Below are 14,788 nucleotides of genomic sequence, written 5' to 3' on the forward strand. Positions count from 1 at the left end.
AGGCCTTGTCGATGCGGTGACAGTTAGAAGAATCGAACCGGTTTTCTGACGTGAAATGTTTCAGTTTCCCCGGGCGCAATGCCCCGAGCGTCCGATGCACCCGCTACCGCGAGGCGCTTCCGGACGGACCGCTCCAGTCGAGCCGGATGTCCCAGCGCCAGGCCCGCTCTTCCGGCAGGGTCGGCACGGACTCCGGATCAACCTGCCGGTAAACGTTGGCCGGCGGCACTACGCTGGCATCGCGTCCGTAAATGTAGTCCTGGTCGTCGACCAGCACCCGGTAAGCCTTGTTCAATTCGAGAGCGCGTTCACGGGACGGCGTGATCAGGGTGTACACGTCCGGCGCCGCCGCCACCCGAGCCAGGTCCACCCGCCCATCGGCATCGAACCAGCGCGCCTGCATTTCCGGATTGCTGCGGAACTCGCCCCCGCCGCCGGCCCGTTGCAGGTAGGTGGCGATTTCACCACGCGGCTCTCCCCGATTGGGTGCATCCGGCATCCCGTGAAGTTCGATATAGCCCCAGCCGCTCGCACCGTCGACCTTGCGCGCGAAGCTGTACACCTTGTCGATGGTGGATCCGACCGATGTGTGACAACCCATGCAGAACAGGTTTTCCTCGTAAGTGCTGGCGCGCAGTCGTCCCCGGCGGTCTTCAATAAAGCCCTGGATCAGCCAGCCCATCTCGTTGTCCAGCCCGTGCGGTCCCTGGTCAATGTAGCCCGGCAGATAGCCGGCTTCCTTGGCGTAGCCTTCTTCGAGGTAGGCGTTGTACAGACTAAAATGCGGCAACACGTAGTGTTTGCGCATGTACCGGACTTCCTTCATGCGGCGGGACGGCCCGATTGTCCCGTCCTCGGCAATGCCCACGTAACGCACCGTGTGCAGAAATTCGGTACCCAGCGGATACAGCCATTCCTGCCGGAACCAACCGGTCGCCTCGCCCACGTAGGCATCGGTACGGCGCACCACGCGGGCCTCGCCCAGGATGCCGTCTTCATCGAGGTCGACCCCGATGAGGGTTTCATCGATTGGATGGGTCGTTACTTCATCCAGCCCCTTGATGGTCGCCTCCAGGATGGCCAGGTTGGCCCGGTAGACATCGCGTGACTCGGTACCGTCGGCTCGGCGCCGCATCTCGGGAGCGAGCCGGATCATCACATCGTCGGTGGAACCATTGGTGGGCCAGAACGTGCTGGGCATGGGCTTGTAGTTGAACGCCACCCAGCCGCTGCCGTCCCGTGCGAAGCCTTCCTCATCGAAAGCGGCAGCGCCCCGATCCAGGTCCTTCAGGTCGGGAATCCAGCCCTTGAAGTCCGCCTCGACCAACCGCGGCGCGAGTTCGGAATAGTTGTCCTGACCGATCCAGGCCAGGATTTCCTCGTCGGTTATGGCCGCAACACGCTCGCTGCGATCCTCGAACAGGTTTCGCCAGTGATTCTTCAATCCGACCTCACTGAACTGGTATTGGCGTTGCAGCACGCCGTCGTTCATGCGGTTTTCGCGGCCGCGCATCTCGTCCTGGTGACACACGTAGCACGGATTATGTTGCCCTTCGGTGCGCGTATAGCATTGCGGGGGAATGATCGCTTCGGCGTTATACAGCGCCAGAGCGGGATGCACTGGCGGCCGTTCCGGGACCGGGCTGTCCAGTTCCCGCAAGTAGGCGACGAGTTCGTCATGAATCGCGATTTCAGACAGAGCGGACGCTTCGGCATCGGGCGCGGCGGGCGCCCATCGGGTCACAAGAAGCCCGGTCAGGGTGACGGCGCTCAGGCCGGCTATCATCGCTACGAAAGGCAGTTTCAAAGGAGTCTCCGGATCTCAACTGGCGGACGCCACCCACCCGGCGGCACGCGGCTGATCAAGCTAGCGCATCAAGATGACGGACGGATGACGGGCGTGGAGGGATTCGGGGATTTGGATTCCGGGTCAGTGGTCGAGCCACTCACGCGGGTCCACCCGGTAATACGCCTTGAGGGTTTCGAACAGACGCCGGTGGTGCCGCGCCATCTGGCCCGGACGCTCGAAGAAGGTCTCGGTGGCCACCGCGAAGAATTCGGCGGGGTGGCTTGCGCCGTACTCGTCCAGCAGCGATTCGCGCCCGTCCCGGCTGGACTCCTGCAATACCTCGTACGCCTCGCCCAGCACTTCGGCCCAACTGCGGTAGCTGTGCTCACCGCCCAGCAGCGGCGCGCCGTCCGCATAGCCGCTCTCGTGATCCAGCTGATGCGCGAACTCGTGCAGCACCACGTTCTGGCCGTCGACGAAATTGCGCGCGCCGCGCATCACCGAATCCCAGGCCAGCACCACCTTGCCGTTCTGCCAGGACTCGCCGAGCAGCTCCCGCGGTTCGGGATCGACCACACCGGCCTCGTCCACGTCCTCGTAATCCACCACGAACGCACCGGGGTACACGATGATGTAACGCAGTGCCGGGTAAACTCCGGAAGGCCGGTTGAGTATCAGCAGGCAGGCCTCGGCCGCGATGGTCACGCGGATTTCATCGTTCATCTCCAGTCCCGCCACCCCGGTGAAGTGTTTCTGGTGCAGAAACTGCTGGATCAACCGGTGCAGCCGCTCACGCAGTTCGGCCGGCAGGCGCGGGTAGACCGGCAGGTTGCGTTCGAGAATGCGCGACCATTCCGCCGGAAACGGGCGGGCCAGCGCACGTTTCAGGCGCAGGCTCGGCACCCACAGGGCGAGCACGATGCCGAGCAGGGACAGGGGCAGAATCAGCCAGGCGATGATCATGAAACGGGGCTCACGGATAAGGTGCTGCGGGATGACAGGGTGCCGTGTAGTCTATGCGCAACGACCGGACACAGGAAACCTGGCCATGAATGAACTCAGTCCCATCCAGGTGCGTGTTCTCGGCTGCCTGATCGAGAAGGCGGAGACCACGCCCGATCAGTACCCGCTGACCCTCAATGCCTTGCGCACGGCCTGCAATCAGAAATCCTCGCGTCTGCCCGTGACGAACTACACCGAAGGTGAAGTGGGCCATGCCGTGCGGGAACTGGAAAGCCTGCACCTGGTGCGTGAGGAATGGGGCTCGCGCGTCTCGCGTTACAGCCACGAGGCGGGCAAGGCCTGGAACCTGCACAGCCCCGGCCTGGCGCTGCTTGCGACCCTGATGCTGCGCGGCCCGCAAACCATCGGTGAATTGCGCAACCACGCGCACCGCCTGCACGAGTTCGACGACCTGGACGACGTTCACCATGCGCTGGAACGGCTGCAGAACCACGAACCGCCCATGGTCACGCCCCTGCCCCGGCAGTCGGGTCAGAAGGAAGGGCGCTACGCTCACCTGTTGTGCGGCGAGCCCGATGTACCCGAAGCGCAGGCGCCCGTCGCCGCCGAACGACCCGCCGCGACCGGCAGCGGTCTCGCCGGCCGGGTGGAAGCCCTGGAAGCCGCGGTCGCGGCACTGGAAGACCGGCTCGCCACGCTGGAGCGCGGCTCGGACGATTCGCAAAATGGCTGAGACCGGGCCGCGGCGACGGCGCGAAGATGGCCGGGATCCGGGCCGAAACCGGACGGTACTCGAACCCGCCTAGCCGGCGGCCTCCGCGATGGCCTCGAGAAACGCCGCGCCGTGGCGTTCCAGCTTGACCTGCCCGACTCCGTTGATGGCCAGGAACTCCTGCTCGTTGGCCGGCCGCTGGCGGCACATCTCGGCCAGCGCCGCGTCACCGAAAATCACGTAAGGCGGCACGCCCTGCTCGTCGGCGAGCCGCTTGCGCAGCGTGCGCAGCGCTTCGAACAGGCGCTGCTCGTCGGCATCGAGTTCGACCGCGGCGCGGGCCGGTTTGCGGCCGGCGGAACCGGCCGCCTCGCGCACCCGTGGCCGCGCCAGTTCCAGGGTCTCCTCGCCGCGCAACAGGGCCCGGGCCAGCGGGGTCAGGCGCAGCACCGAATAGCGCGTGATGTCCTGGACAAGATAGCCGCGATGGATGAGCTGCCGCACGATGGACGTCCACTCGGCGGTCGAGTATTCGCGCCCGATACCCCAGGTGGAAAGCCGGTGGTGGCCGAACTTGTGAATGCGCTCGCTGTCGCTGCCGCGCAGCACGTCGATCACGTGACGCAGGCCGAAGTTCTGCCGCACCCGGTAAACGCAGGACAGAACCTTGCGCGCCGCATCGGTGGCGTCGAAGCGTTCCGGCGGAACCAGGCAGACGTCGCAATTGCCGCAATCGGTCTCGAGATTCTCGCCCAGATAACCCAGCAGCACCCGGCGGCGGCAGGTCAGGCTTTCGGCGAAACCGGCCATGGCGCTCAGCTTGTGCGACTCGATCCGCCGCTGGGTCTCGCTGCCGCCCTGCTCGATCTGCGCCCGCGCGGCTGCGACATCCTGGGTGCCGAACAGCAACAGGGCCTCGGCCGGCAGGCCGTCACGCCCGGCCCGTCCGGTTTCCTGGTAATACGCTTCCAGGTGCCGGGGCAGATCGTAATGCACGACGAAACGCACATTGGGCTTGTCGATGCCCATGCCGAAGGCCACGGTGGCCACCACGATGCCCCGGTCGTCACGCAGGAAGCGCTCCTGAACGGCGGATCGTTCAGCCGCCGGCAGCCCGGCATGGTAGGCGGCCGCGGCGAAACCTTCGGCGGCCAGGAAGGCGGCCACTTCCTCGACCCGCTTGCGCGACAGCGCGTAAACGATGCCCGATTCCTCCCGCCGCGACTCCAGAAAACGCATCAACTGCCGGCGCGGCTGGTTCTTCTCCAGCACGGTGTAGCGGATGTTGGGCCGGTCGAAACTGGTGGCGAAGCGTCGCGCGCCTTCGAGCCCCAGGACACCGACGATGTCCTCGCGGGTGTGCGGATCCGCGGTCGCGGTCAGCGCGATGAAGGGCACCCCGGGAAAGGCCTCGCGCAGCGCGCCGAGCGCCGCGTACTCGGGCCGGAAATCGTGGCCCCACTGGGACACGCAATGGGCCTCGTCAATCGCCACCAGGGCAATCTCGAGTTGCTGCAGGGTAGCCACGAAATTCTGCCGCATGACCCGCTCCGGAGCCACGTACAGCAGATCGAGTTCCCCCGCGCGCAACTGCGCGAGCACGCTTCGCGCGGTGGCCGCATCGAGATTGGAGTTGTACATGGCCGCGCGCACGCCGTTCGCGGTCAGCGCATCCACCTGGTCTTTCATCAGGGAAATCAGCGGCGAAATGACGATTCCGGTTCCGGACCGGTGCAGGGCCGGCAACTGATAACACAGCGATTTGCCGCCGCCGGTGGGCATCAGCACGAAGGCGTCGCCGCCTCCGATCACGTGCTCGATGATGTCCTTCTGGTGCGGGCGGAAGGTCTGCAGCCCGAACACCTGCTGCAGGGTATGTTCCAGCGGCCGTGCCGTATCGTCGGGTGGATTTGCCGGCCGGGTCGTTTGCACGCGGGGAGTATACGTCACCGTGAACCGGCCGCGAACGATTGGCGTACAATCGGGTAAAAATCCTACCCGGTCAGGGGCCCAACACCCTGGGAACGAATGTCACGGGGGCCTAATTCATGGGAACTAAGACCATGTCGAAGAAACGGGAGACACCGCCGTCCTGGGGCGACGGAGAGCAACGGCCCAGCCCGCCGTCCCGGCGCAGCGGTTGGGGACTGTTGCGCAAAATCCTTCTGTATCACCTGATTCTCGTGGTGGCGATCTTCGTGCTGGCCGTCACCATTCCCGGCTTCACCGACCAGTTGCCCATCGGCGGCGTGACCGATCTCGCCGCCAGCGGCGACCTGACCGTCAACCGGATCGCGGACGTTCCGGCGGCGAGCAACGACATCGAAATCGTCAACACTGTGCTGCGTGCCACCAACGAACTCGACCGGCTGGGCTACGCCCGCCAACTGGCCATCGTCCTGATTGGAGTGTGGTTGTTGATGCTGCCGGTTTCCTGGGTGCACAAGGGCATACACCAGGTCAGCTCGTACGATCATTCGCTGGACGAAACCACCCTGATCCTGCCGGGGGTGGTCGCGGCCATCGTGCTGGTGGTGCAACACAGTCTGGCGCTCGCCTTCAGCCTGGCCGGCATCGTGGCCGGCGTGCAATTCCGCAGGGCCCTGCAGGACACCTTCGACGCCCTGTTCATCCTGGTGGCCATCGGCACCGGCATCGCCGCCGGGGTCCGCGCGCTGGAAATCGCGGCTGTCCTCACCGTGTTCTTCACCTACGCCACGCTCTACGTCTATTTTCTGGGCGACGGCCTGGAATCCGAGTACCTCGCGCAACGTCGGGCGCGCAAACGCCAGCGCAAAGCGGAAGCCGCGGCCGCGCCACAACCACCTGCTGATTCGCGGCCGACCGACCCTGGCGCCTGAAGCCGGCCGCCGGTACCGGTACCGGCATTTCAATCCGTCCAGGGACGGACCCGGATGCCGTCTTCGATCGCGTCACTGGGATAAGTGATTACCGTCTCCCCCGGCGACAGGCCCTCGAGAACCTGTGCGGCCAGCCCGGTACGATGGCCCACCGCGACGGTACGCATGCGCGCCCGTCCGCCTTCGACGGCGAACACGGACCAGCCTTCGCCCTGCCGGAACAGACTGCTGGCCGGAACCTGCAGCACATCGTCATCCCGCCACAGCACGAAGCGCGCCTCGATCCGATAGCCGTCGCCCAGCCGGCGCCACCGTTCCGGCTCGGACGTGATATCCACGATCACGCGGACCCTCTGCTCCTCGACACCCAGGGCCGAAACCTTGGTGAAACCGGTGGGCTCGACGGTGCGCACCCGGCCTTCGAGCCCCTGGGCGCCACCCCAGCGATCCAGGACCACGTCCATCCCCGGCCGTACCCGCACCGCATCGGCCGACAACAGCTCCACCACGACCTCGAGCGCGGAGGGATCGCCGACTTCCAGCAGCGGATCTCCGGTGCGAACCGGGCCTTCACACTCATGCCAGCGGGCCAGCAGGCGGCCATCGATGGGTGACCGTACCGGCACACGCTCGCCGCTGCCGTCGGCCGCGTCGGATCCAACCTCCAGGGCGGTGCGCGCTGCTTCCAGTTCGTGCCGCGCGACATCGACCTGGAACGCCGCCGATTGCCGAGCCGCCTCGGCGCGCCGGGCCTCGGCCTGCGCCCGGTCGAACGCGTCCCGGCTGACCACCCCCTGCTCCATCAGCGGCGTCAGTCGGGCCAGTTCGCTGGCCGCGAGGTCGGCAGCCGCCACCGCCGCCCGTGACTGTTCACCGGCCGACTGCAGCGAAGCCCGGGCCGCGGCGACCGCCGCTTCCGCCTGCGCCCGGCTGCGCGAATCGAGGACCCGGGATGCCAGCGGGGAAATGTTCAGCAGCAACTCGCCACGGGAAACCGCATCGCCGACTTCCAACTCGAGCCGGCAGGCCACCCCGTCCACCGGCGCCGAGACCACGTAGCGGTCCATGACCCGCGTACGTCCCTCCTCCTCGATCGTGACCACCAGCGGCGCCCGTCCGACCGTCGCCAGTTCGACCCGCACCGGTTCCGGCCAGAATCCCCAGGCCAGCAATGCCGCGACCGCGACGGCGGTCAGGGTGATGTAAGGATGTCGCGCCAGGATCGAGGGCATGACTCACTCCTTGCTCTTGAGCACGGCCACCATGTCCAGGCGGCCCAGACTGTGCCAGATCATCAGACCGGACACAATGAAGGATACAAGCACCACCAGGGCCGCGAAGGCATAGACCCCGGGGCCCAGCACCAACGGAATCCGGTAGAGATCCGTGTTGAAACGAAAAGCCAGGAACGCGCACAACCCGAAACCCACGGCGAAACCCAGCGGAATCCCCAGCAGGGTCAGCACCCCCAGTTCACCCAGCAGTATCTGCCCCACTTCACCGCGCGTGAACCCGAGAACCCGCAGGCTGGCCAGTTCACGACTGCGTTCCGACAGGGCGATGCGCAGGCTGTTGTAGACCACCCCGAATGCGATGCTGGCGCCCAGCAGGGTGGCGATCATGGTGAAGAACAGCACCGACTCGGCCAGGGTGTCGTAAAAGGCCCGTATGGCGGCCTGGCGCTCCACGACCCCGGCGATGCGGGGCACGTCTTTGAGGGTCGCGTTGATGGCGTTTGCGTGGTCCGCATCGATGCGCAGCAAGGCGCCTGAAACGACCCGGCCCTCACCCAGCACCCGATTCAGGGCATCCTGGCGCATGTAGGCGTTCACGCCCATGTACTGCCGGGACAGCCCCACCAACGGCACTTCGATCACGGGGCGGTCGAGTTCCAGGACTTCGATCCGCAGCAGGTCGCCCGGCGAAATCCGCAACAGGCCGGCCAGCCAGTCGGTCATCACCACGCCTTCCCCGGGCAATTCGATCGGCTGCAGATCCGTGTCGATGAGTCGCAGCAGGGTACTCGCCGGAGCAATGCCCTGCACCGCCGTGCGATAGCTGCGGTGACCATGGCTCAGCTTCACCGGCACCTGCCGGAATCCTTCGGCATGGAGCACACCGGGAAGCGCGGCCAGGGAATGCAGCGAGCGCGCGGGCGCAGGGTCCACGTAGGTCACCAGCAAGTCTTCGCGCTGGCTCAAGCCATATTGAACCGCGATCATCCGGTCGATGGCGCTTTCCTGAAAATCACCGATCATCATGACGCCGCAGGCCATCGCGATCCCGAGCAGACCGAGTGCCGAGCGCAGCGGCCGCCGTTCGATTTGGCGCAGAACGATCCGCGCCGGCTGTGACAGCAGCCGGCCCAGGCCCAGGCGCTCGACCAGGGTGGGACGATAGCGGGCCGGCGGCGCCGGGCGCATCGCCTGAGCCGGCGGCAGCCGCGCAGCGCCCTGCACCGCGTACAGGGTGCCGGCCAGACCCGCCGCAGAAGCGATGAGCACCGCCGCCACGACCACGCCTGGTTCCAGCACGTAGTGCAGGTACGGGAAACTGTAGAAAGACTGGAAGATCCGGCTGATCCCCTTTCCCATCCAGACACCGGCGGCAATGCCCAGGGCCGATCCTGTCAGTACGATTACCTGCACCAGCACGCTGTAATGCCAGCCAATGGCCAGGCGGCCATAACCAAAGGCCCTCAGGGCCGCGATCTGCTCGCGCTCCAACCCGATCATGCGACTGACCACAACGTTCAGAAGGAAGGCCGCGACGCTGAAGAAAATCAGCGGAAAGACGGTCGCGATGGTGCGCTGCTGTTTCAGGTCTTCGGTCAGGAAGCGGTGCGACAACTGGTCCGCCCGCGCGATCGCCCCCGAACCACCGTAACGGCCGAGCATTTCGTCCAGCCGCTCGATGAGCGCTTCGGGCCGGGCCCCGCGCATCAACTGGATGGCCAGGTGGTTGAACGCGCCGTCGAGGTCATAGGCCGTCGCCAGCGGCTTGCGCGCCATCCACATCACGCCGTACCGGCGGTAGTCCGGGAAAACGGCACCCGGGGCGATCTGGTAGATGTATTCCGGAGACAGCGCATGGCCGACCACGGTCAGTTTTTCGCGGCGGCCGTTGATGGTCGCGTTCAGCGTGTCGCCCGGGTCAAGGCCATGTGCCGCGGCGAATTCCTGGCTCAGCAGCACCTCGTCGTCCGCCCCCGGTGCCAGCAGCCGGCCCCGCCGCAGATAGAGGCGGTTCAGATCACCGGTGCTGTCCACCGGCAGAGACACCAGGTGCGCACTGACCGGTTCATCGAAACCCTCGATATCCACGCTCACGTAGGCCACGACCCGGTGATCGACCCGGTCGACGCCGGGAAGGTCACGGATCCGGTCCGCCACGGCCACCGGCGCGCGTTTGAGGCCGGCGAAAACGTCCGCGAAACCGTGATCCCGGTAATAGCGCTCACGCGTCTGGTACAGGGAATCGAACGAACTCAGGGACATGATGAACATGGCGACCCCGCCCGCGACCACCAGCGCGATCGCCGCGGCCTGCAGACGCATGGCCCAGAGTTCCCGCCACAGTTTAAGATTGAGTGCCTTCACCGCCCGTCTACCAGTGCAGGTCCGAAGGCGGCGTGCGGGTCTCGTTGCGGTGCACTTCGGCCACCCGACCGTCGGTCAACCGCACCACCCGATTCGCCATGCGCGCGATATCCACGTTGTGGGTGATCACCACGGTCGTGGTGCCCAGTTCCGCGTTGACCCGGTCCAGGGCTTCGAGAACCATGATGCCGGTTTTTGAATCCAGGGCGCCGGTGGGTTCGTCGCAGAGCAGGACCGCCGGCTGCTTGGCAATCGCCCGGGCAATCGCTACCCGCTGCTGTTCACCGCCGGACAACTGCGCGGGAAAATGATGTCTCCGCTCCCCGAGACCCACCAGGTCCAGCGCGGCTTCCGGCTTCATCGGTTCGGCCGCGATCTCCGTGACGATGGCGACGTTCTCCAGGGCGGTCAGGCTGGGAATGAGGTTGTAGAACTGAAATACGAAGCCGACGTGATGCCGGCGGTAGAGCGTCAGTTCGCGCTCATCAGCGCCGCCCAGATCCCGCCCGGCGTAACGCACTTCCCCTTCGGTCGGCGTGTCCAGGCCGCCGAGAATGTTCAGCAGCGTGGATTTACCACTGCCCGACGCGCCGAGCAGCACCATGAATTCACCGCGATACAAATCCAGGTCCACGCCACGCAGGGCACGCACGGAAACCTCGCCCATGCGGTAGATCTTGGTGACGCCATGCACGTGAAATACGACGTCGCCCGCCTCCCCGGCCGGCCCGGCCACGCGCGTGCTCGCCATGCGACTTCTCCGGAAACCTGGTCAGGAGCATAGTAGCAACCGGTCACGGCAGCCGGTGCGGAATCCGCCGGATTGCTTGACCTGGCGCCGCGCGCCTGGCGCAGCGATTGCTGAAACCGTTTGCCGGCTCGGGTCGGAAGCTCGAGCCTCCGGGGACGTCAGGGGCCGTGCACATGAGGCCCCGGTTCAGCGTCCACGGGATAGGGCCAACGGCACCGACAGACGCGAAAATTAAATGAAGTAGTTTCTAATAATAAATAAATAACTAATTGTTAGTTATGCATTTTTATAATATTTGCGAGATACGCAGAGCGGCACGGCCGATCAGGAATCGGTCAGACCGTTACGCCGGTCGGCCGCGGTCTCCGATTCGGCCCGCTGTTCCGGATCACCCAGACCACCACCCCCCGCTGTTTCCAGGATCATGCGCTCGCCAGCGGGGATGACTTCCCGGCCCATGCCGCGCAGTTCCGCGCCGCCGCTGGTGTAGACCCGGGCCGGGGCGCCGGCGGACCCGCCCTGCCGGCCTCGCGCCGGGTGACCGATGCGGTCGAACATTTTCGAAACTGCGAATGCCTCGTCCGCGGCATGCCCGAACTCCATGATCTGACCCGCACCGCCGCGAAACCGGCCGGTGCCGCCCGAATCGGGACGGTATTCCTTGCGCCAGATGATCAGCGGCGCCGCATTCTCGGTGATTTCGACCGGCGTGCTGCGCACGCCCGAAGGAAACGCCGTGCAGTCCAGGCCGTCCTTGCCGGGCCGCCCGCCGGTGCCGCCGGCATAAAACGCGTTGATGACGAAGGGCTCGCCCCGGCTGCCGGGAATGACCCCGCGCCCGCCCAGGAACACGGGTCCGAACAGGCAGGAGGCCCCCTCGGCCGGCACCCGGCCGCCCAGCGGCTCCTCCAGTGCCCCGAGCACCACATCGGGCAGCATCTGGCCGATGGCGTGCCGGGCCGACACCGCGGCGGGCCGGGGCGCGTTGAGGATACAGCCCTCCGGCGCGGCCACCCGCACCACGCCCAGTGAACCCGCGTTGTTGGGTACGTCATTCCCCACCACGCAGCGCACTCCGAACGAGGCGTAGGCCTGGGTGTAAGTCAGCGGCACGTTGATGCCGTGGGCGCAGGCCGGCGAGGTCCCTTCGAAGTCCACGTCGATGCCCTCGTCACCGATCGTCACGGCACACACCAGGTCCACGGGTTCGTCGTAACCGTCCACGCGCATGGCGTTGCGCCAACAACCGTGCGGCAGGTCGCGCACGCCTGCGAGCATCGCTTCACGGGACTGGCCGATGATGCGTTCGGCGGGCGCATCGAGTGATTCCAGCGAAAACTCCTCCAGGGTCGCCAACAGGCGCTCGGCGCCGGCCCGGTTACAGGCGGTCAGCGAATACAGGTCGCCTTCCGCCGCCACCGGATCACGCACGTTCGCGCGCAGGATGTCGAGCAAGGTCTCGTTGGCTTCACCAGCCCGGTACAGGTGACCGATGGGAATGTTCAGCCCCTCCTCGTACACCTGGCGGCCGTCGGGGCCGAAGCCCAGTCCGCCGACATCGGCGATGTGCGAAGTCGACGCGAACAGGGCGACGCATTCAGCGCCCCGGAACACCGGGGTCACCACGGTGAAATCGTTCAAGTGACCGGTCCCGTACCACGGGTCGTTGGTCACCAGCACGTCTCCGGGAACCAGCGAGCCGATGGGATGCCGCTCCAGGAAAAACCCGACACTGGCCGCCATCGCGTTGACATGCCCCGGCGTGCCGGTCACGGCCTGCGCCAGCATCCGTCCCCGCGTGTCGAACACCCCGGCCGAGAGATCGCCGGCTTCGCGCACCGTGGTGGAGAACGCCGTGCGCATCAGGGTCTGCGCCTGTTCCTCGACGACGGCCAGCAGGCGGTCCCAGAGTAATTGCGTGTGAATGCGCCCGAGCGCCCCGGTCTCAGTCATGATCTTCGTTCCCCTGTGCCGGCTTGCGCTCCAGGATGAGGTTGCCCCCGGCGTCGACGGTGGCCACGAACCCCGCGCTGACCACGGTGGTGGTCTGGTCCTCGGTAATCAGCGCCGGCCCTGAAATCCGGCAATCCGCAGCCAGTTCGCCGCGCAGGTACACGGCCGCGGTGTCCGCGCGCAGGCGTTCCGGATCCCACAAAGGCTGCTCACCGTGCGCCACCGGCTCGGACCCGCCACGGCTGCGGGCCGGCCGATCCGGAGCGGCTTTTTCCGCCGCCGGGGTCTTTTCGGCGATACTCAGCGTCCAGCTCAGCGCCTCGATACCCACGCCCGCGATGGTGCGGCCGTACAACGCGCGGTAAGCATCGGCGAAGGCCTCGCGAAACACCTCCCGGTCGGATTCGCGGTAGGGTCCTTCCGGCAAGGGAACGGCGATCTCGTGCCCCTGGCCGACATAACGCATGTAGGCGTGCCGGGTCTCGACCAGCGCCTCGGAAGCCGTGCCCTGCCGGACAACCGCCAGGGCTTCTTCACGCATTTCATCGAACAGTTCGTTGAGCCGTTCGGGCTCCAGTTGTTCCAGGTGCTGCTGGCGGCTTCGGACCACTTCGTAAGCGACCGGGGCCAACAGGAAGCCAACCGCCGATCCCACCCCGGCCTGCGCCGGCACGATGATCCGCCGTACGCCCAGTTTCTCCCCCAGCCGCGCCGCATGCAGGGGCGCGGCTCCGCCGAAGGCGATCATGTCGCGGCTGCCGATATCCAGGCCGAATTCGGCGGCATGCGCGCGGGCCGCGGCCGCCATGTTCTCGTCCACCACCTCGGCGATGCCGTGGGCCGCCGTCCGCGTGTCCAGTTCCAGTGGATCCGCGACATCGGCCTGGATGGCGCGCTCGGACGCCCCGGCATCGAGCGCGAAGGCTCCGCCGGCGAAGCGGTCTTTGACCACCCGGCCCAAGCACAGATCCGCATCCGTGACGGCCGGCCGCTCGCCACCGCGCCCATACGCCGCCGGCCCCGGCTCCGAACCCGCGCTCTCCGGTCCCACCTGGATGCGCTTGAGGCTGTCGACCCGCGCGATCGAACCCCCGCCCGCGCCGATCTCGACCATTTCGATCACCGGAATACGCACCGGCAGTCCACTGCCCTTTTTGAACCGGTACACCCGGTCCACCTCGAAACTGCGGGAGGTCAACGGTTCGAAGCCGTCGATCAGGCACAATTTCGCGGTCGTGCCGCCCATGTCGAAGGACAGCACCCGATCCATGCCCGCCTGACGGGCCACCTCGCGCGCTAGGATGGCTCCGCCGGCGGGACCCGACTCGACCAGGCGGATGGGGAAACGGGATGCGGTTTCAAGCGTCGTCAGGCCGCCACCCGAGGTCATCAGCAGGAACGGGCAGCGAATGCCCAGCTCGGCCAGTTGTTGCGCCAGGCGCTCCAGGTAGCGGGCCATCAGCGGGCGCACATAGGCGTTCGCGCAAGCCGTGGACAGGCGCTCGAACTCCCGGATTTCCGGGCACACTTCCGAAGCCAGGGTGATGGACAGGTCCGGACGGGCCGCCCGCAGCAACTCGGCGGTGCGTTGCTCGTGTTCCGGGTTGACGAAGGCGTGCAGGTAACCGATGGCCACGCTTTCGACCGCGTTTTCGTCGAGCACCGGCAGGGCGGCCTCAACCGACGCTTCGTCCAGCGGGATGCGAATGCCGCCGTTGCGGTCCAGACGCTCGCGAACCGGCAGACGCAGATAGCGGGGCACCAGCGGGGCCGGCCGGTCGATCATGATGTCGTACTGTTCGAACCGGTCCTCGTGCGCCATTTCCAGCGCGTCACGGTGACCCTCGGTGGTCAGCAGCGCCGTGACCGCACCGCGCCGTTCGATCAGGGCATTGGTCGCCAGGGTGGTGCCGTGGATGATCAGGCCGAGATCGGCCGGTTGCAGCTCCGCGCGCCGCAGCACATCGCGGATGCCGGCGAGCACCGCTTCGCCCGGCTGTTGATGGGTCGTCAGCAGCTTGGCCGTCAGCCTCGGCGCCCCCGGCCGCTCGAGCACGATATCGGTAAACGTGCCGCCGATGTCGACGGCCAAACGGGCTTTATCAGGGCCGGTCACGGCACACCTTCATGCTGCGGGGAAAAACCATCCGGGGAAACCGC

The 14,788-nt window shown here is 66.4% G+C and carries 10 protein-coding genes; 2 read left to right on the forward strand and 8 right to left on the reverse strand.

Translation table 11 applies throughout. The annotated features are described in order from the left end of the window. Window positions 1-103 precede the first annotated feature (103 nt). Both V3330_RS00100 and V3330_RS00105 read right to left on the reverse strand, forming a co-directional pair. Complete coding sequence (locus V3330_RS00100; protein ID WP_354693330.1) at window positions 104-1,807, reverse strand: Aq_1262 family (lipo)protein; 1,704 nt, start codon at window positions 1,805-1,807, stop codon at window positions 104-106. A 123-nt stretch (window positions 1,808-1,930) separates the two neighbouring features. Beyond that, window positions 1,931-2,752: a M90 family metallopeptidase gene (locus V3330_RS00105; RefSeq protein ID WP_354693331.1), complete on the reverse strand. Its 822-nt coding sequence runs from the start codon at window positions 2,750-2,752 to the stop codon at window positions 1,931-1,933. 85 nt (window positions 2,753-2,837) lie between these two features. On the opposite strand from V3330_RS00105, the gene V3330_RS00110 reads away from it, so the two are divergent. Beyond that, window positions 2,838-3,485: a YceH family protein gene (locus V3330_RS00110; RefSeq protein WP_354693332.1), complete on the forward strand. Its 648-nt coding sequence runs from the start codon at window positions 2,838-2,840 to the stop codon at window positions 3,483-3,485. Between the two features lie 69 nt (window positions 3,486-3,554). Here the strand turns inward: V3330_RS00110 and recQ are convergent, their stop codons facing one another. Next, window positions 3,555-5,414, reverse strand: a complete 1,860-nt coding sequence (gene recQ, locus V3330_RS00115; RefSeq protein WP_354693333.1) for a DNA helicase RecQ — start codon at window positions 5,412-5,414, stop codon at window positions 3,555-3,557. Window positions 5,415-5,527: 113 nt separating this feature from the next. Between recQ and V3330_RS00120 the strand changes: the two genes are divergently transcribed. Further along, the gene (locus V3330_RS00120; RefSeq protein WP_354693334.1) at window positions 5,528-6,325 is read left to right on the forward strand and encodes a hypothetical protein; all 798 of its coding nucleotides are present in this window, start codon (window positions 5,528-5,530) and stop codon (window positions 6,323-6,325) included. A 29-nt stretch (window positions 6,326-6,354) separates the two neighbouring features. Here the strand turns inward: V3330_RS00120 and V3330_RS00125 are convergent, their stop codons facing one another. The 5 genes from V3330_RS00125 to V3330_RS00145 form a co-directional block, all read right to left on the reverse strand. Then, on the reverse strand, window positions 6,355-7,557 hold the full coding sequence (locus V3330_RS00125; RefSeq protein WP_354693335.1) for an efflux RND transporter periplasmic adaptor subunit: 1,203 nt from the start codon (window positions 7,555-7,557) through the stop codon (window positions 6,355-6,357). Window positions 7,558-7,560: 3 nt separating this feature from the next. Continuing rightward, complete coding sequence (locus tag V3330_RS00130) at window positions 7,561-9,924, reverse strand: ABC transporter permease (protein WP_354693336.1); 2,364 nt, start codon at window positions 9,922-9,924, stop codon at window positions 7,561-7,563. Window positions 9,925-9,931: 7 nt separating this feature from the next. Continuing rightward, the gene (locus V3330_RS00135) at window positions 9,932-10,675 is read right to left on the reverse strand and encodes an ABC transporter ATP-binding protein (protein ID WP_354693337.1); all 744 of its coding nucleotides are present in this window, start codon (window positions 10,673-10,675) and stop codon (window positions 9,932-9,934) included. 324 nt (window positions 10,676-10,999) lie between these two features. Continuing rightward, the gene (locus V3330_RS00140) at window positions 11,000-12,628 is read right to left on the reverse strand and encodes a hydantoinase B/oxoprolinase family protein (RefSeq protein ID WP_354693338.1); all 1,629 of its coding nucleotides are present in this window, start codon (window positions 12,626-12,628) and stop codon (window positions 11,000-11,002) included. Next, window positions 12,621-14,744 carry a hydantoinase/oxoprolinase family protein gene (locus V3330_RS00145; RefSeq protein ID WP_354693339.1) on the reverse strand — a complete coding sequence of 708 codons (2,124 nt, stop codon included), beginning with the start codon at window positions 14,742-14,744 and terminating at the stop codon, window positions 12,621-12,623. The genes V3330_RS00140 and V3330_RS00145 overlap by 8 nt, the downstream gene beginning before the upstream one ends. Window positions 14,745-14,788 lie beyond the last annotated feature (44 nt).

Source organism: Elongatibacter sediminis (assembly GCF_037892215.1).
GTDB lineage: Bacteria > Pseudomonadota > Gammaproteobacteria > Xanthomonadales > SZUA-36 > Elongatibacter > Elongatibacter sediminis.